This window comes from Streptomyces nojiriensis, assembly GCF_017639205.1.
Classification (GTDB): domain Bacteria; phylum Actinomycetota; class Actinomycetes; order Streptomycetales; family Streptomycetaceae; genus Streptomyces; species Streptomyces nojiriensis.
Genome location: NZ_CP071139.1, coordinates 1,930,153 through 1,946,199, shown reverse-complemented (window position 1 = coordinate 1,946,199; position 16,047 = coordinate 1,930,153). Strand labels below are relative to the sequence as shown.

Sequence of the window (16,047 nt, the reverse complement as noted above, 5' to 3'; positions counted from 1 at the left end):
CTCCGCCTTGTGACAGCCCTGCCCCGGCCGCGAACGTTGGCCCCGGGCCCGGCGCGAGCGCCGGCTACCGATGGAAAGGAACCCCGATGGCCACACCCACCGTCGTCAGCTGGGAGCAGGTGTCCGTGCCCACCCCGTCCGGGCCCCTTCCCGCCCGGGTGTACCGGCCCGGCACCGCCTCACCGCAGGGCTGGCTGGTGTGGGCCCACGGGGGCAGCTGGCGTGCCGGATCCGCCCGGGACTGGCACGGCGCCACCGCCGAACTCGCCCGCCACTCCGGCTTCGGCGTGGTGAGCGTGGACTACCGGCTGGCCCCCGAGGTACGCCACCCGGCCATGGTCGAGGACATCCTGTCCGCCCTGACCTGGGCCGCGGAACAGCAGGACGGGCCCGCCGGAGCCCTGGCCGTCCCGTCCAAGGCGCCCGTCCTGGCCGTCGGCGGGGACAGCGCCGGCGGCACCCTCGCCGCCTCGGCCGCCCTCGTCTGCCGCGACCGCGGGGTGCCGCTGGCCGCGCAGGTACTGGCGTACCCGCCGCTGGACCCCGGCTGCGCGGCGGCCTCGTACCACCGCTTCCCGGACATGTTCCCCACGGCCTCCTACCTGCGGGCGGCCTGGCAGGACTACCGGCATCCGGGCCGGCCGGTCGCCGCGGACGGCACACGGCTCCACAGCACCCCCTTCGAAGCAGCCGACCTGCGCGGACTCGCACCGGCCGTGATGGCCACCGGCGACCTCGACCCCGTCGGCGACGACGTGCACCACTACGGTCGCCTGCTGCGGGCGGCCGGGGTGGAGGTCACGCTGCGGGAGTTCCGGCAGACGGGTCACGGGGCGTTCCTGCAGCCCGGCCACGGCCCCGGTGGGCACCCGACGGCGTCGATGCGCGGCTGGCTCGGGCTGGCCCTGCGCCGGCTCACCTCGCCGAACGACCCCGAAAACCTCCCCTCCTCCCCTCCCTGGAGCTGACATGACCACCTCCGACGTCCCGAACCTCGACGCCCTGCTGCGCCACTTCGCCGATCTGCGCGACGGCATCCACGGCGGCTCCGTCTCCCGTCCCGACAAGGAGGAGCACTTCCGTACCGCCGCGCGCCTGTTGGACCCGTACGCCCGCCAGGCGCTCGGCGAGCTCAATGACGAACTGCTCCTGGGGCAGGGCGTCATCGACGCGAGCGGCGTCCAACGAGCCGACGACCGCAGCCTCTTCCACGCCTGGACCCTGTGGTGGGACGAGCAGTCGGCCGCCGACATCCCGCCCGTGACGCTGTACGCGCACTACGGAGCCTCCTTCCACCACCCGCACCTGCGCGGCGCGACGGTCTCCGAATGGCCGCTGAACGTCTTCGACGACGCACAGGCCGCCGCCGAACTGCCCACCCTGCGCGCCATCGCCGCCGCGGACCTCCACAACCTGGTCTTCGAACGGGACTTCCGGATCGTGCCCGCGACCATGGCGGGCGCCACCGGTCTCCCCGCCCACCAGCACTGAAAGGCGGCCCGTCATGACGAAGCTGCGACTGTCCGTACTCGACCAGACCCCGGTCGGCGAGGACCACACCCCGGACCAGGCGCTGCGCGCCTCCGTGGACCTCGCCCGCGCCGCCGAGGGCCTCGGCTACACCCGCTACTGGGTCGCCGAACACCACGACTCGCCCGGCTTCGCGAGCAGCGCGCCCGAGATCCTCGCGGGCACCCTGCTCGCCCACACCTCACGGATGCGGATCGGGACCGGCGGAGTGCTGCTGCCCCGCTACGACCCGGCGAAGGTGGCCGAGGTGTTCGGCGTACTGGCCTCCCTCCACCCGGGACGGGTCGACCTCGGCATCGGCCGGGCCGGCGGCCCCGCCCGCGACTTCCCGCAGCGGCTGGCCCGGCTGCGCGCACTGCTCGGCGAGGGCGGAGTCGTCCCGCACGCACCGGTTCCGCCGCGGATGTGGCTCCTGGGCGCGGGACGCGAGTCGGCACGGCTGGCCGGGCTGCTGGGCACCGAGTTCGCGTTCGGGCACTTCTTCTCCCCGGCGGGCGGCCAGGAGGCCTTCGAGGACTACCGCGCCGAGTTCCGCACCTCCACGGGCGACCGGCCGGGCGGCGCGCTCGCGGTCCGCGTGGTGACGGCGGACAGCGCCGGCCGCGCCGAGGAACTGGCCCAGAGCCTGCTGCTGTGGCGTGCCCGCAAGGACCTCGGCCAGGACGGCCCGCTGCCGTCGCACGAGACCACGCGCCGCCACCGCTGGACGGGCGCGGAACTGGAACGCGCCAAGGTGCACCGCACGGCCCTGGTCTCCGGTGCGCCGGAGCAGGTGTCCGCGGTACTGACGGCCCTCGCCGGGAGCCACGGCGTGGACGAGCTGATCGTCAACACCCTGACCTGCGACCCGGCGGACCGCCGACGCTCGTACGAGCTGCTGTCCGAGGCCTTCGGCCTCCAGGACCCCGATGTGCGATCGGGGGACCCGGTGGGAGCCTCCGGCCCGGCCCTGCGGGGTCAGGAGCGGTCGAGGCCCCAGGTCTGGAGCGCGTAGGGCCGGCCCTTCTCCTCGCCCGTGATCAGCGGCACGTCGAGGAGGCGGAATCCGGCCCGGGTGGCCACGCCGACGCTGGAGGCGTTCTCCGCCTCCAGCTCCAGGATCACCCGGGCCGCCCCCAGTTGCTCGAAGGCGTACGCGGCCATCACGCGCACCGCCCGGGCGGCCAGCCCCCGGCCCCGGTGCGCCGGACCGAGCGCGTATCCGAGCTCCGTGCCCTCGGGCGCGCGCTTGAGCATCACCTCGCCGAGCGGGGCCCCGCCGTCGACGGTGATGGCCAGCAGGAGGGCCGTACCCTCCTTGCGCAGCTGCCGCGCCCGGTCCAGGCGGTTGCGGGCCGCCTCGTCGTCGAAGGGGGAGACGATCGGCGTCCAGTACGCGATGTCGGGATGGTCGAAGAGCTCGGGCATCGACGCCAGGTCCGCCGCGGTCCAGTCGCGCAGGACCAGGCCCTCGCCCGTCAGCTCCACCCGGTCGGGAAAGGACGGCGTCGTGCTGCTCATGCTGGGGGACCTCCATGGCCGGTGCGGGACCACCCAAGATATCCGGCAGGCGTTCATCGGCTGACCGGATTATCCGCCGGACGGTGCCCCGGGCCTGCCGGCGCCCCCGCCGGGCGGACCGTCTAGACCGCGTAGCGGTCCGGGGCGAAGAGGGAGGGGTTCGCCGCGATCCAGTCCGACGTGCGGCGCAGGCCCTCCTCCAGGCCGACCCGGGGCCGCCAGCCGGCCCAGTCGCGGGCCCGGGAGTTGTCCGACAGCAGGCGCTGGACCTCGCTGCCCGACGGGCGCAGCCGGGTCGGGTCCACCACCACCTCCGCGGCCCGGCCGGAAGCCGCGATCAGGGCCTCGGCCAGGGCGCCCACCGAGATCTCCTCACCGGTGCCGAGGTTGACGACCTCACCCAGCGCCCGGTCGCACTCCGCGACCGCCAGGAAGCCCTCCGCCGTGTCCGTCACGTACGTGAAGTCGCGCGTCGGAGTGAGCGAGCCGAGGCGGATCTCCCGGGCCCCCGCGTGCAGTTGCGCCAGGATCGTCGGGATGACCGCGCGCGCCGACTGGCGCGGCCCGAACGTGTTGAACGGGCGCACCACCGTCACCGGGAGCCCGAAGGCGTGATGGAAGGAGAGCGCCATCATGTCCGCGCCGATCTTCGACGCGGAGTACGGGGACTGCGGCTGCAGCGGGTGGCTCTCGGAGATCGGGGCGGTCAGCGCCGTCCCGTAGACCTCACTCGTCGACGTGTGCACGAGGCGCCGTACGCCGTGCCGCCGGCAGGCCTCCGCCACGTTCTGCGTGCCCGTGACGTTCGTCTGCACGTACGCGCCCGGCGAGGCGTAGCTGTACGGGATCCCGATCAGCGCCGCCAGGTGGAAGACGGTGTCGCAGCCGGCCACCGCGTCGCTGACCCGGCCCGCGTCACGGACATCGCCCGCCCACATCTCCACCGGGCCGCCCGGGTCGGCGAGGTAGCGCGCCAGGTGGCCCTTCTCGGCGTACGGCTTGTAGTGGACGAAGGCGCGCACCCGCGCACCCCGTGACACCAGCAGGTCCACCAGCGTCGAGCCGATGAAGCCCTCCGCGCCGGTGACGAGGACGGTGCGGTCGGTCCAGCTGTTCATATGCGCTCCAGGTGAGGGGTGGGGACGAGGCCGGCGACGCGGATCACTTCGGCGGCCAGCAGTTCGGCGGCCCGCGCGTGCGGGCCGGGGTCGGCGGCGCCGGCCATCGCCGACAGCCGCGCCGGGTCGGCCAGCAGCGGCCCGATGAGGCCGGCGAGACGTTCGGCGGTGGTCTCGGCATCGGGCAGGAGGAGTCCCGCGCCCGCGTCCGACAGCACCCGCGCGTTGTGGGTCTGGTGGTCGCCGGGCGCGTGCGGGTAGGGCACCAGGACCGACGGGACCCCGGTCGCCGCGAGCTCGGCGACGGTCGCGGAGCCCGCACGGCACACCACCAGGTCGGCGGCCGCGTAGACGAGGTCCATCCGGTCCAGGTACGGCACGGCCCGGGCGATCCGCTGCCCGCCCGACGCCGCCAGCTCGGCCACGGCGTCCGCCAGCGCGGCCGGACCGGTCTTGACCAGCAGCTGTACGTCGTCCCGGTACTGCCAGAGGCCGGCCAGCGCGGCTGCCGCCCGGGTGAGGCGGACCGCGCCCAGGCTGCCGCCGTTGAAGACGACCAGCCGGCGCCCCGGGGGCACCCCGAGCGCGCGCCGGGCCTCGGCGCGCAGCGCCGCCCGGTCCGGTCCGGGCAGCTCCGCGAGGCCGGACAGGGCCGCCGCGATCGGCATCCCGGTGGTCAGCGCCCGGTCGCCGCCCGAGAGGTGGCCCCGGCTGCGGTCGAAGGCCACCGCGACGTGCGGGGTGAGCCGGGCCGCGAACTGGTTGGCCCGGCCGGGCACCGCGTTCGACTCGTGGATCACGGCCGGCAGCCCCGCCAGCCGGGCACCGAGCACGGCGGGGGCGCTGGGATATCCGCCCATGCCCACGACGACGTGGGCACCCTGGGCCCGGAGCACCGAACGCGCCTGGTGCGCCGAGCGCACCAGCGCCGCGGGGAGCAGGTACCGCTTCGCGCCCAGCGCGGGATCGAAGGGGATCATGTCGACGGTGTGCAGGCGGTAGCCGGCGCCGGGGATCAGCTCGGTCTCCAGGCCCCGCTCGGTCCCGATGAACGAGACCGCGGCTCCGGGCACGGCGGCACGCAACGCTTCCGCGAGGGCGAGACCGGGATAGATGTGCCCGCCGGTGCCGCCCGCACCGATCACGACGGAGAGTGCCGCGGACGTGTGGGGTGTGGTGGTGGTCATGTGCGCACACTCCCGGTGCGCCCTAAGAACGTTCTAAGAGCTGAACCGGTAGCCCGAGGTGGGCAGCCGCAGCTCAGAGGCTGCCCACCGCACCCGCTTCCGCCCTGAGGGAGCCAATCCGGGAGCCACGAGCTGTATTTGGCACGTCTTACGGCGCTTCAGAGTCGACGTCGTGAACACGATCGAAGATCTCGTCCATTGCCTCGGCGCCCTCGGTGATGACGGGCCGGATCTGCTTGCGGTACACGCGTTCCGTCGTGTTGCTCCCGCTGTGCCCGACCAGCCGGGCGATCGCTTCGATGGGCACCCCGTGGTCGGAGAGCAGGGACACGAAACTCGTCCTCAGTTCCCGGGTCGTCCACTCTCCCGGATTGCTGAACCCAGCTTCCTTCAGCAGCGAGCGCAGGCTGATGCGCACGCTGCTGGCGGCCATCACACGGCCTTGGCCCTCCCTCGACGGAAAGACCAGGCCCTGCTCAGTCCAGGGCTTGCCGGCGGCCTTGAACTTGGCCTGTTGCTGCTCCCGATGTCCTTCGAGCACCTCCACCGCCTGCTTCGGCATGGCCAGGGACCGACGGCTCTTCCGCGTCTTGGTGTCCCCGGTCCTGCGCACGGATCGCCACACGTCGATGTGCGGCTTGCTGCCGTCGTCCGGCACGGTGTGGACGTGGGCCCAGGTCAGAGGACGCGTCTCCTCCGGCCGCGTCCCCACCAGGAGCGACAAGACCACGTACACGTGGATCCACTTCCCTTCCATGGCGCTGAGCAACGCGGTTGCCTGCTCCAGGGTCAGGGACTTGCTGGGCCTACCCGGCCTCCCCTCCGGCACCACGACCAACTCGGCCACGTTGCGCGTTGCCCGGCCGCGCCTCTGCGCATGCGTGATGGACCGCCGCAGGACCGAGAGCAGCAGCCGCAGCGAACTGGTGGCCAACACCTCGGCCTTCTCGTCGAGCCACTCGTCCAGCGTGTCTGCCTCCAGCACGCGCACCTTGGCCGCGCCGAGCGACGGGTAGATGTGTGTCTCGGCCAGGTACCGGTAGGTCTCCAGGCTCGCTGGCGCCCTGCCCTTGAGCCCCTGCGCCAGCCAGGTCTCCACGGCCTGCTTCACGGTGTAGTGGGCCGGCGCCTTGGCTCCCTGCTCCAGCTCCTTGCGGAGCTCCCGGAGCTTTCGCCGCACCTCGGTCTTCGTCTTGCCGGACACCTTGGGTCGGTGGCGCTTGCCCGCGGGGGTGTAGCCGAGCGAAACCGCCCCGATGTAGCGCTCTTTGGACTTGTCCCAGTAGATCGAGTCCTCGCCGTTGGCGGCCTTCCGGCCGGGCGCGCTCTCGTTGTCCATCTGGACCTTTCAGATATGTGGACGGGGCCGCACCGGCATCGGTGCGGCCCCGTGATGGGTTGGTTGCTGCTATGCGGCGGCCTGTGCCTCGCGTTTGAGGAGTTCGACGTACTCGTCGACGTATTCGGTGGGTACGAGCCGTCGTCGGCCGACGCGGACGGTTCGCAGGCGACCGAGCCTGATCTCCTCGAAGGCTGTGGAGCGGCCTACGTTGAGTAGTTCCGCTGCTTCCTCCACGCTGTGCATCCGCCTCGCGGGTACGACCATCAATGCCACGTGAGGACGTTCCTTCCGGTCCGTGAGTTGCCAGCTGTGCGACCCTGGCCCCCTGCCAGAGGGCCGGAATCGCTGACAGAACTGACAGAACCTCGCCATACGGCCCCTGACCTGCGGTTTCGGCCGGTTCTGGCCGCGTGACAAAACCTCAAAAAACTCTGACAGAACCTCGAAAACCTAGGTTCTGTCAGAGCGGGCGGCTTGCCCGCGGGCGAGGTTTCTGGAGTTCTGTCAGAGTTTTCGGAGGTTTTGTCAGAGCTCCGAAAGTGCTCGTTTCCGCAGGTCAGAGGGCTGGTCTGGGGGTTCTGTCAGTTCTGTCAGTGGGTTGGGGGGTTTTCAGGCGGCGGGGGTGATGCGGGGGTGGGTCTCGTAGCGGGGGGAGGGCGGCCGGCCGCCGCGCGTGGTGCGGGGCGGCGGGGGCTGCTGGCGGACCCAGCCGTGCTCCTCCAGGAGCTCCAGGGCGGGGTCGAGGTCGCCCATGGCGGGGAACTCGCTGCGGGGCATCGCGCGGAAGAGGTCGCGTTTGGTGAAGGCGGTGGTGCGGGTCTCGGTCAGGTGGGTGAGGACCGTGTGGGCGGCGCCCTGGGCGGGGTCGGCCTTCATGGCGTTGAAGACGTCGAGGGCGTGGGCGGTGAAGTAGTCCCCGAGGCGGGTGGCGGCGGCCATGGTCTCGGTGGCGATCGGCCGGGTCCAGGCGTCCTCGGGGTGGGCGGCGAGGTGGAGGAGCCCGGCGATCCGGGCGACGGCGCCGTCGCGCTTGCTGGCCCAGTTCACGATCGGCGCGAGACTCCCGTCCTTGCGCAGGCGCGATTCCGTGACGCGCTGGTAGGCGAGCAGAACCGCGTCGGCCTCGGGTGTGAGGGTGAGCTCGGCGGTCTCGGTCCAGCCCGCGAGGGTCAGGGCGAGACGCCCGAGGTTCTGGGCGTAGGTGTCGGCGGTGTCGGGGCTGAGGAGTTCGGGGGTGAGGTTGCGGTAGCCGACGAGGGATTCGGGCTTGGAGTACAGGAACCGGGCGAGCAGGCCGCGCCCGTCGGCGCCCTTGATCTGGCCGATGGCATCGAGGACGTCCGGCTGGACGGCCAGGCCCATGGTGATGGCGGGGTTCTCGATGTACTGGGCGTCGCGGGCCTGGCGGTTGACGCGGGCCATGTCGCCGGCGTGGCCCTTGAGGAAGATCCCCATGTTCGGGACGCCGGAGTAGCGTCCGGCGATGATCTCGAAGATCTCGCCCTCGGGGGACAGGATCGCGATCCGTCCGTCCTGCTGGGCGAGGAGGCTGGTCAGGCTCTCGGCGGTGACGTCGTCCGCGACGAGCTGCGGCTCCGCCGGCACGACGGCCCGCTCGGCGGCCTCAGACAAAGAGACGGCCTGGGCCGTCAGATCGGCCAGCTTGTCGGCCTCCGCGTTCGCCGCGATCTTCTCGGCCTTCTCGGCAGCGGCCTTCGCGATCCGCGCCGAGGCCGCGGCCTCGGCCCGCTGGGGCGCCGTGAGCTCGATCAGAGCCTTCTCGGCGGCGAGGAGGGGCTTGGTCATGAGTCCGAACACGGCGCTCTTGCGGTTGCCGGGAGGCAGAGCGACGGCGGTGTAGAGGTTGACCGGCTCGCTCCACTGCCCGCGCACCGTCACGGTCAGGCGCCCGCCGGCAGCAGCGCCGACGACAGCGAGAGCGAGACACCCGGCGAGGTCGACTGGCGTCTGCGTCTCCTCCGCGACACCGGCCGTCATGGCAGCGAGCCAGCCGGGCAGGGCGTCCACAGGGAACGTGGGGAGCTGTCCGCGCGGGTTGAGCGGTACCGGCTCGTCCCACACCGGACCGGCGACGTCCTCGGCGGTCATCTCATTGAACCCGGCCCACAGCTCGGGGTCATGCTGACTCATGCGGCTTCTTCCCTTCGCGGGGTGAGGCGGGAGCAAACTGTGCGGTGCTGCGCATGGTCGGCGATCAGCGCCAAGGCGCGTGCCCTCCCTGCCGCGAAGAGATCGCGGCCGCAGGAACACCGGGAGCGGACGCTGGGGGCCGCCCCGTAGGAAGGCGGAGCGACGATGTGGAGCCAGGCCACCGGCCGGCGCCCGTCGTCGGCGTGTGGGTCAGGGCGAACAGATGAGGGGACGCCTTCGGCGACGCCGTTCGGGGCGCCCACCACCTGCTGTGGTGGCGGTTGTTCGGCGTCCTCTGCGGGACGGTGGTGGAGAGGGCTCTTAGAGGGGATGGGGAGGTGGGTGTTCATGCCGCGCTCCGGCTGCCGGCGGGGTTGTTGGCGATGGACCAGTCCAGGCCCCGTCCGATGACGTCGTTGTAGTAGCGCTCCGACTCGGTGGCGTTGCCCGCCGCTGCGCTTCTAAGAGCCTGCTCTACCTCCGCGCGGGTGAGGTCGCCGGACGCGATGAACCGTCCCAGAGCCCTTGCGGCCCTGAGCAGGGTGTCGTTCCGCGTGCCGTCTCCGGCATGGGCGACGTTGTGTACTTCGTTGTCCAGGGCTGCTTTCGCATACCGGGACCCCTTCACCGTCAGCGGTGCGGGGACGTCCCTGACGGGCTTGGGCCTGGCTGTGAGCGCGTTGGTGAGCCATCCGGGCAGTGGGGTGGGGCTGATGCTGTCCAGCACGGTGTAGGCGCCGTCGGGGGTGCTGCTGCCGGGGGCGACGACGTAGCCGCCCCAGCCTCGGGTGTCGATGTGTTTCCCGAGTCGTCCGGCGGTGTTGCCGAGCCGGGTCCCGGCGGGCTGGGTGAAGTACAGGTGCATCCCGCCGCGGGCGGTCCGGACCCGGTAGGTGGTGGGGACGGCCTGTCCGGCGCGCTCGCAGAGCGCCTCAAAGGTGGTCACGCCGTCAGGCATTCCTTCTTCGTCTGTCGGCTTGAGCATGTCGAGGTCGACGACGAGCAGCCCGGACGGGCCGGTCGCGATCCCGATGTTGTACGGGGCGTGGGTCCAAGCGGCGGAGATCAGGTCGTGATCCGTTGTTGCCCGCATCTCGGGGGTGCGGTGCCCGTCGGCGCAGCGGCCGGTGCGGGGGCAGGAGCGTTCGGGGTGGCCGGCGGGCCGCTTGTCCTGTGGGCGCAGGGGGAAGACGTGCCAGCCGTGCTGGGCGGCGTCGATGGCGTGGGCGAGGAGTTCGAGGCCGGGCAGGCCGATGCCGGGCATGCTGGTCATGCGGCTGCCTCCTGCCGGGTGTGGGTGAGGTGCTGGGTTGCGATCCAGTGGGTGTAGGCGGGGGGTACGGCCTGGCGGGCTTCGGTCTTGTTCATCCAGGTGCAGCCCATGGCGTCGGCGTAGGCGCGTTCGCCCTTGTGCTCGAAGGCGAGCAGGTTCTTGTGGTGCCAGCAGGGCGGCAGGAGGTCTCCGCCGCCGCCCCAGGAGGTTTCGAAGGTGCGGTGGCGGCGGACGTTGAGGCCGAACTGCGACCCGCACAGCAGGTAGTCCGGCCGCAGGGGTGCTTCGGGGACGTTCTCGATGACCCATGGGGTCCCGGACGCCTGGAGCCGTTCGCGGCCGGGGGTCAGGAGGTCGGGGTGCTGGGTGCGGTTGCCGCGCCAGGCGGTGACGCGGGCGAAGTGCTGGCAGGGCCAGGAGGCGTGGATGAGGTCGAAGCCGTCGAGGGGGAAGGTGAGGGCGTCGGCCTGGTGGAAGGTGAAGGGGTAGTTCGGCTGGGGCCGGTTGTCGACGCCGGTGACGTCGAATCCGGCGAGGTGGTAGCCCATGGACAGGCCGCCTGCTCCGCAGCACAGGTCCAGGACCCGCAGGCCGTTCGGCCGCCGCAGCGGCAGGACGTGGGCGCTCATGCGGCCACCGCCTGCGTGCTGAGGAAGGCGAGGGCGGCGCGGCCGATGTGATGGGTGTAGGCCGGGGGGATGCATTCGCGGATGCCGTCGCGGTTCATCCACGGGACGCCCATGACCTCGCGGGCCAGGGCGACGCCGGAGAAGTTCCCGACGAACTGCCCGTACCAGCCCTCGGGGATAGGGCGGCCCATCTTGGCCTGCGGCACCAGGTGGGCAGGGTGCGGGGGCTGAGGGAGGACGAAGCCGCCGCCGGTCTCGAAGTAGCGGTGGCGGTAGGTGCGCAGGCCGAACATCGCCCCGCACAGCATGACGGGCTGGCGGAGCTTGTGGGCGGCGCCGCGGACGTTCTCCATGACCCACGGGCGGCCCGTCGCGTTCAGGGCGGCGCGGGTGGGGGCGATCAGGTCGGGGTGGTCGTTGTTCTGGATGCGCTGGCAGTCGGTGTCGTGCTGGCAGGGCGGGGAGGCGTGGATGAAGCCGAAGCCCGCGCCGTGCTCGCGGATGAAGGCGACGGCCTCGGCCTGGCGGAAGGTGAGGGGGTAGCGGGGCTGGGGGTCTTTGTCGATGCCGGTGACGTCGAATCCGGCCTGCTGGTAGCCGGTGCCGGCGCCGCCCTGACAGCAGAACGCGTCCAGTAACAGCGGCCGGTGCCCGGATCCTCGCGGGCTGTCGGTGCGGTAGGTCATGCTGGTATCTCCAGTTCTCTCATTTGGGCTGGTTGCGGGGCAGCCGCGGTCTTTGGCGAGAGGGCGGCTGCCCCGGTCTTTCGGTGATCGAAGGGGGCGGGCTTTGACGACGGCGTGGCTGGTGCTGGCAGTGGGCGAAGAGCGGCAGCACGGAGGGAACGACGGGTACGACGACGACCCGTCGCAGCACTACAGCTGGGACGACACCGTCCCCAACCACGCGAATCTGAAGGTGGGCGACGTCATCGCCCTGTGGGACAAGAAGCAGCTCCTCGGCCTTGGCGTGATCTCCCAGATCGAGACCGGCAGCGAGGTCAAGACGCTCTACTTCTGTCCGGTGTGCAAGAAGGCCGACTTCAAGCGCCGCAAGAAGCTCAAGCCGACCTGCCTGTGCAACAAGTGCGGCGCACAGTTCGAGGAGCCGGGCAGCAAGACGAAGACGGTCGTCACCTACCGCTCCCGCCACGGCGAGACGTGGATGGACGGCCGCGGCCTGCTGACCGGCGCGGAGCTGCGGGCCCTGTGCGACTCACCCCGCTCACAGCTGAGCATGCGCCCGGCCAGGTGGGAGAAGCTCCGCGACGCCCTCCTGGCCCTCGAAGGCATCGACGCCGAAGACCTCGACATGGACGACGCACAGGCCGATGAGGACACGGTGCGCAAGCCGATCGCGGGCGGGCACCGGATGGCGAACGTGAAGACCCGGCAGGGGCAGCCCGCCTTCCGCAAGCAGCTCCTCAAGGACCACGGCCAGGTCTGCGCGTTCACCGGCCCCGCCCCCACCGCCGCCCTCCAGGCGGCCCACCTCTACAGCTTTGCCGAGGAGAGCGAGCATCACGACTGGGGCGGTCTGCTCCTGCGCAACGACGTCCACAGCCTCTTCGACCGCGGCCAGATCGCCGTCAATCCCGACACCGGCCTGATCGACGTCGACGAAGAACTCCTGACCTACCCCGCCTACGCCGACCTCCACGGCAAGATCCCCAGGGCCAGGTTGCGGCCCGAGCACGAGGTATGGCTTGCCGCCCACTGGCGCAGCCACCGCAACACCCCGTAGCCGTCCGCCCTCAGCGTTTGAGGAGGAGCGCGTGGCGCAGGGCGGTCTCCGCGATCTGGCCGAAGGCGAATGCGGCGTCGGGGGCGGCTGCGAGCTTCTCGTTGACGTCGAGCAGGTCGAAGGCGTCGGGGATGTCGTCCGGCTCGTCGAGGCCGCGGACGTAGGCCCACAGGTCACCGACCCGGTCCAGTTCTGCTCGGGCCCGCTCGAACCGTGCGTGTCCGTCCCAGCCGTCGAGGCCCCGGAAGGCGGGCGGGACGGGGAACAGCCCGTCGGGGATGGCGATGCGGCCGTCGGCCTGGCGGCCGAGTGCGACAAGGGGCGGCTGCCTGCCGTCCAGCACGCGCTGGATGGCCCAGGCGGCGCCGTAGGCGTAGGCGGCGGCCGCGTCGTCGTACAGCGCGGCCATGCGGAACTCGTGCGCCAGGTGGGAGGCACGGATCTCGAACACGGTCCGGTCGTGCGGGCGGTCGGGGACCGTGGACGACTGGCCGGGGGCGGTGACGGCGCCGTCCGCGTACTGGAGCCGGTCGAGGTTGTACTGGGCGCCGGCGGCCTGTGCGGCGCGGTGGGCGGTGCGGGCTTCGCGGGCGGCGGCCCCGAGCGCGGACACGCTGTCGGTCAGGGTCTCGAACCACGGAATCGTGGTGGACTTCATGGGTCTCTCCTCAGTGGCGGGTGTTGAGAGTGCCGGTGGTGCCCCGGACATGGGTGAGGACGGCCCGGGCTCTGGTGAGACGGGCCGCCCTCGTCGTGTCTGCTGGACGGGCGTTCAGCTGTTGATCTGGCTGCGGACCTTGGCGATGAGGCGGAGGATTTCGTGTGCCATGTCGGCGATCGCCTGCAGTTGTTCTTCGACCTCTTCCGGGTTCGGCCCGGTGAAGGAGAACGAGGGTTCGTTGTTCGGTTTGGGGTCGGTGAACGAGAACGACACGGGTGGCTCCAGCCGGGTCAGATGTTCATGTGGTGTGCGCGCTGGATGGCGGCCTCCCACACACCGCGAACCTGGGCGCCGGCGTGGTTGTCGTTCCAGGCCGGGATGGCCTCCCACTGCTTGCCGTGCTGCCGGCAGGCCTCCGCGAGAAGCAGGTTCCCGGCGTCCCGATAGGCTGCGTTGCGGGTTCCGGCAGCGGCCCGCAGGGCGCCGATGGAGCAGCGGGCGCCCTCGGGGTGGATGAGCCGGTGCTTGGCCCAGCCGTGGGTGTCGAGGAAGGCGAGCGCGTCGGTAAGGGTCTTCTCGACCGGTCCGGGCCGGTGCACCAGCGGCGCCGCGGCGCGGGTAACGGATACCGGTGCGGGTACGGCCGGGATGGTGGGTTCCGGGGTGGGGTCGAGGAGCTGGAACGCCTGCGTGTACAGGTCCTCGTCGACGGGGGTGAAGCCGGGTTGGGTGCGGGTGGTCATGCTGCCCTCCACAGTCCGTTCTCGTTGGTGATCTCGTCCCGCTTCTTCAGCTCCGAGAGGCGGGGCTTGATGTTCTTTGCGGTGGTGCCGAGCTTTCGGGCGATGGTCTCGGCGGTCATGGGGATGGATTCCTGTCGTAGGAGTTCGAGGATTCGCGGCTTGATCAGCTCCTGTCCGTCCGGAGTAGCCGCAGGGGCGGCGGGGTTGCTCTGGGCCTGCTGCTGCGGCACTGCGGCAGCGCCCTGTCGGGCTTTGGCGAGGAGGTCGGTGAGGCTGCCGACGAGGTTCTTGCCGCGCTGGTCGACCATCGGCGTGCTCGTGATTGCCTCCCGCAGGCGCCCGGCCTCGCAGTCCTCCACGGTGACCGGAGGCAGGCCTCCGGTGAGGACGGTGGGCGGGATGTCCAGGTGCAGGGAGCGGAACTGGACGGCCTGGGAGCCGGGGGTGAGGAGGTAGCCGAGGCCGAAGGTGCCGTCCTCGGGGTTGGCGGCGGCCGTGGTGTCCAGGCCGCTCATGTCCCGGTCGGCGACCCTTTGGGCCTGGCCGGGCCAGGAGTCGGGGATCATCGACAGGTCGATGCCCTCCGCGCCCTGGACCGCGTTCGCCCCGACGAGGGAGCCCTGCCCTTTGGCGCAGCGCAGGAACACCGCGCCGCCGCCGATCAGGAGCTGGGAGCGGATGACCGTGGAGTTGCCGAGGTCTTCGGCCAGGGGGGTCTGGGTGGCCAGGACGACGCCGATCCCACGCTTGAGGGACCGGCGGGTGAGCTGCTCGACGATCGCTTTGGCCTCGGCGTGGTACGGGGAGGCGACCGACAGCAGCATGTGGGCTTCGTCGATGACGGTCAGGACGAGCGGGTCGGTGAAGGGGAAGGACGGGGTGCGGTAGCGGGCTTCGCGGTCCAGCATCAGTGCGTAGGCGAGCCGGAGGGCGCCCATCGCCTCGTCCAGCCCGTCGCCGCAGTGGGCGGCCAGGCGTGCTCCTGCGATGGTGCCGGCCTGTGGGGAGGCCAGGATCACCGCGATGCGCGAGCGGTGGGCGGAGAGCAGGATCTGTTCCAGGACCCCGGACTTTCCGGAGCGGGAGCCGCCGACGAGGTAGAGGTGGCGGGCGCCGGATCCGGGCTGGGCGAGCGGGACGAGGGCGGCCTGGCTGTCGATGTAGGTGCCGAGGCGGACGTAGCCGCGGGAGTCCATGGCCAGTTCGTCCACGACCGTGGAGAGCATGGTGCCGTGCATCAGCGCGTGCTCCTTCATCACGCGCACCCCCACCTGCGAGGGCTTGTCCGTGCGGGCCAGGGCGATCTGGATGCTGGAGAGTGCAAGGTTCGCGGCGAGGTCGTCCAGGTTGACCGTTCCGATCGCCTTGCGGTCGCGGGTGGCGATGCCCTCCCAGTCCAGCGGCCCCGTGTAGCGGGTGAGGGTCAGGGTGGTGCCGGGGATCGCGCCATCTGGCACGGCCACGTGCGCGGCCCACAGCTCCTCAGGCGTCGACGGGACACCGGCCGCGATCGCGGGCGCCACCGACGGCTTCTTCAGGTGCACGGTGACCGGCAGGGCGTTGGGGGCGTAGTGCTTGGGGTCGCCCATCTCCACCTGGGAGACGGGGATCTGGTAGACGGCGGCGATGTCGGCGGCCTTCACGCGGACCTGCTGTCCCTGGGGCAGGGTGATGATCCCGGTGAAGGACACGTGGTCGTCGCCGGTGTCGAGGGTGAGGTGCGCGAGCGTGGCGCCGGGCTGGATGAGCTTGCGGCCCTCGGTCTGGGTCGGGCCGCAGATGAACTCCGTCCACCACGCCGTGATCACCTGCGCCTGCGAGGACTCCCCCGAGGTGGTAGTAGCGGGCAGGGCGGGGAGTTCGCCGGCGGTGTTGCGGCGGTGGGCCAGGACGGCCGCGCCGGCCGGGACGGCGAGGCCGAGGGCGAACAGCGGGTCCATGCCGGAGGCGAGGAGCTGGTGGGCGGCGATGCCGCAGCCGGTGGCCGTGCTCCCGCACGCGATCAGGGAGCGCAGGACGGGGGCGGAGGCGCCCACGGCCCACGCCCCCGCTCCGGCCGCTGCGGCGGCGATGGCGGACCAGGGGCCGACCGTGGCAGATGCCAGCGCGAGAGCGGCGGGCGCGTACTGGATGAACTGTGCTCGGGTCGGCCCCACGGGTCCTGTCCTTC

Annotated in this window: 17 protein-coding genes; 4 read left to right on the top strand and 13 right to left on the bottom strand. The window is 71.7% G+C overall.

The genetic code is table 11. The features are described from left to right. The first annotated feature begins 86 nt into the window (after nt 1-86). The 3 genes from JYK04_RS09120 to JYK04_RS09110 are packed head-to-tail and all read left to right on the top strand — an operon-like array spanning nt 87 to nt 2,524. Nucleotides 87-968, top strand: a complete 882-nt coding sequence (locus tag JYK04_RS09120; RefSeq protein WP_189734686.1) for an alpha/beta hydrolase — start codon at nt 87-89, stop codon at nt 966-968. 1 nt (nt 969) lies between these two features. Beyond that, nucleotides 970-1,491, top strand: a complete 522-nt coding sequence (locus JYK04_RS09115) for a hypothetical protein (protein WP_037714926.1) — start codon at nt 970-972, stop codon at nt 1,489-1,491. Between the two features lie 13 nt (nt 1,492-1,504). Then, nucleotides 1,505-2,524 carry an LLM class flavin-dependent oxidoreductase gene (locus tag JYK04_RS09110; protein WP_189734684.1) on the top strand — a complete coding sequence of 340 codons (1,020 nt, stop codon included), beginning with the start codon at nt 1,505-1,507 and terminating at the stop codon, nt 2,522-2,524. On the opposite strand, the gene JYK04_RS09105 is transcribed toward JYK04_RS09110, so the two are convergent. The 9 genes from JYK04_RS09105 to JYK04_RS09065 form a co-directional block, all read right to left on the bottom strand. Continuing rightward, a complete protein-coding gene (locus JYK04_RS09105; RefSeq protein ID WP_189734682.1) occupies nt 2,488-3,030 on the bottom strand; it encodes a GNAT family N-acetyltransferase in 543 nt (180 codons plus the stop codon). The two genes, JYK04_RS09110 and JYK04_RS09105, sit on opposite strands and share 37 nt — an antisense overlap. Before the next feature lie 122 nt (nt 3,031-3,152). After that, nucleotides 3,153-4,148, bottom strand: a complete 996-nt coding sequence (locus tag JYK04_RS09100) for an SDR family NAD(P)-dependent oxidoreductase (protein ID WP_189734680.1) — start codon at nt 4,146-4,148, stop codon at nt 3,153-3,155. Next, entirely contained in the window at nt 4,145-5,335 is a 1,191-nt protein-coding gene (locus JYK04_RS09095) for a UDP-N-acetylglucosamine--N-acetylmuramyl-(pentapeptide) pyrophosphoryl-undecaprenol N-acetylglucosamine transferase (protein WP_189734678.1), read from the bottom strand. Before JYK04_RS09095 ends, JYK04_RS09100 begins: the two co-directional genes overlap by 4 nt. A gap of 148 nt (nt 5,336-5,483) precedes the next feature. Continuing rightward, a complete protein-coding gene (locus JYK04_RS09090) occupies nt 5,484-6,674 on the bottom strand; it encodes a tyrosine-type recombinase/integrase (protein ID WP_189734676.1) in 1,191 nt (396 codons plus the stop codon). Between the two features lie 69 nt (nt 6,675-6,743). Further along, the gene (locus JYK04_RS09085) at nt 6,744-6,941 is read right to left on the bottom strand and encodes an excisionase family DNA-binding protein (protein ID WP_189734800.1); all 198 of its coding nucleotides are present in this window, start codon (nt 6,939-6,941) and stop codon (nt 6,744-6,746) included. Between the two features lie 345 nt (nt 6,942-7,286). After that, nucleotides 7,287-8,828 (bottom strand): YfjI family protein, encoded by a 1,542-nt coding sequence (locus JYK04_RS09080; RefSeq protein ID WP_189734674.1) that lies wholly within the window; start codon nt 8,826-8,828, stop codon nt 7,287-7,289. A gap of 346 nt (nt 8,829-9,174) precedes the next feature. Next, on the bottom strand, nt 9,175-10,101 hold the full coding sequence (locus JYK04_RS09075) for a bifunctional DNA primase/polymerase (RefSeq protein ID WP_189734672.1): 927 nt from the start codon (nt 10,099-10,101) through the stop codon (nt 9,175-9,177). Further along, entirely contained in the window at nt 10,098-10,730 is a 633-nt protein-coding gene (locus JYK04_RS09070) for a DNA cytosine methyltransferase (RefSeq protein ID WP_189734671.1), read from the bottom strand. Before JYK04_RS09070 ends, JYK04_RS09075 begins: the two co-directional genes overlap by 4 nt. After that, the gene (locus JYK04_RS09065) at nt 10,727-11,416 is read right to left on the bottom strand and encodes a class I SAM-dependent methyltransferase (RefSeq protein ID WP_189734669.1); all 690 of its coding nucleotides are present in this window, start codon (nt 11,414-11,416) and stop codon (nt 10,727-10,729) included. The genes JYK04_RS09070 and JYK04_RS09065 overlap by 4 nt, the downstream gene beginning before the upstream one ends. Before the next feature lie 103 nt (nt 11,417-11,519). Between JYK04_RS09065 and JYK04_RS09060 the strand changes: the two genes are divergently transcribed. Next, the gene (locus JYK04_RS09060) at nt 11,520-12,473 is read left to right on the top strand and encodes an HNH endonuclease signature motif containing protein (protein ID WP_189734667.1); all 954 of its coding nucleotides are present in this window, start codon (nt 11,520-11,522) and stop codon (nt 12,471-12,473) included. A 10-nt stretch (nt 12,474-12,483) separates the two neighbouring features. Here JYK04_RS09060 and JYK04_RS09055 read toward each other — a convergent pair whose 3' ends face one another. From JYK04_RS09055 to JYK04_RS09040, 4 genes are all read right to left on the bottom strand, one after another. Beyond that, nucleotides 12,484-13,131, bottom strand: a complete 648-nt coding sequence (locus JYK04_RS09055) for a hypothetical protein (protein WP_189734665.1) — start codon at nt 13,129-13,131, stop codon at nt 12,484-12,486. Nucleotides 13,132-13,245: 114 nt separating this feature from the next. Next, nucleotides 13,246-13,407 (bottom strand): hypothetical protein, encoded by a 162-nt coding sequence (locus JYK04_RS09050; RefSeq protein ID WP_189734663.1) that lies wholly within the window; start codon nt 13,405-13,407, stop codon nt 13,246-13,248. Nucleotides 13,408-13,424: 17 nt separating this feature from the next. Then, complete coding sequence (locus tag JYK04_RS09045; protein ID WP_229875055.1) at nt 13,425-13,877, bottom strand: DUF6197 family protein; 453 nt, start codon at nt 13,875-13,877, stop codon at nt 13,425-13,427. After that, a complete protein-coding gene (locus JYK04_RS09040; RefSeq protein WP_189734659.1) occupies nt 13,874-16,033 on the bottom strand; it encodes an ATP-binding protein in 2,160 nt (719 codons plus the stop codon). Before JYK04_RS09040 ends, JYK04_RS09045 begins: the two co-directional genes overlap by 4 nt. Nucleotides 16,034-16,047: the final 14 nt, after the last annotated feature.

Coding starts and splice junctions, on each gene's coding strand:
- JYK04_RS09120 (WP_189734686.1), top strand. CDS start 87: ATGGCCACACCCACCGTCGTCAGCTGGGAGCAGGTGTCCGTGCCCACC.
- JYK04_RS09115 (WP_037714926.1), top strand. CDS start 970: ATGACCACCTCCGACGTCCCGAACCTCGACGCCCTGCTGCGCCACTTC.
- JYK04_RS09110 (WP_189734684.1), top strand. CDS start 1,505: ATGACGAAGCTGCGACTGTCCGTACTCGACCAGACCCCGGTCGGCGAG.
- JYK04_RS09105 (WP_189734682.1), bottom strand. CDS start 3,030: ATGAGCAGCACGACGCCGTCCTTTCCCGACCGGGTGGAGCTGACGGGC.
- JYK04_RS09100 (WP_189734680.1), bottom strand. CDS start 4,148: ATGAACAGCTGGACCGACCGCACCGTCCTCGTCACCGGCGCGGAGGGC.
- JYK04_RS09095 (WP_189734678.1), bottom strand. CDS start 5,335: ATGACCACCACCACACCCCACACGTCCGCGGCACTCTCCGTCGTGATC.
- JYK04_RS09090 (WP_189734676.1), bottom strand. CDS start 6,674: ATGGACAACGAGAGCGCGCCCGGCCGGAAGGCCGCCAACGGCGAGGAC.
- JYK04_RS09085 (WP_189734800.1), bottom strand. CDS start 6,941: ATGGTCGTACCCGCGAGGCGGATGCACAGCGTGGAGGAAGCAGCGGAA.
- JYK04_RS09080 (WP_189734674.1), bottom strand. CDS start 8,828: ATGAGTCAGCATGACCCCGAGCTGTGGGCCGGGTTCAATGAGATGACC.
- JYK04_RS09075 (WP_189734672.1), bottom strand. CDS start 10,101: ATGACCAGCATGCCCGGCATCGGCCTGCCCGGCCTCGAACTCCTCGCC.
- JYK04_RS09070 (WP_189734671.1), bottom strand. CDS start 10,730: ATGAGCGCCCACGTCCTGCCGCTGCGGCGGCCGAACGGCCTGCGGGTC.
- JYK04_RS09065 (WP_189734669.1), bottom strand. CDS start 11,416: ATGACCTACCGCACCGACAGCCCGCGAGGATCCGGGCACCGGCCGCTG.
- JYK04_RS09055 (WP_189734665.1), bottom strand. CDS start 13,131: ATGAAGTCCACCACGATTCCGTGGTTCGAGACCCTGACCGACAGCGTG.
- JYK04_RS09045 (WP_229875055.1), bottom strand. CDS start 13,877: ATGACCACCCGCACCCAACCCGGCTTCACCCCCGTCGACGAGGACCTG.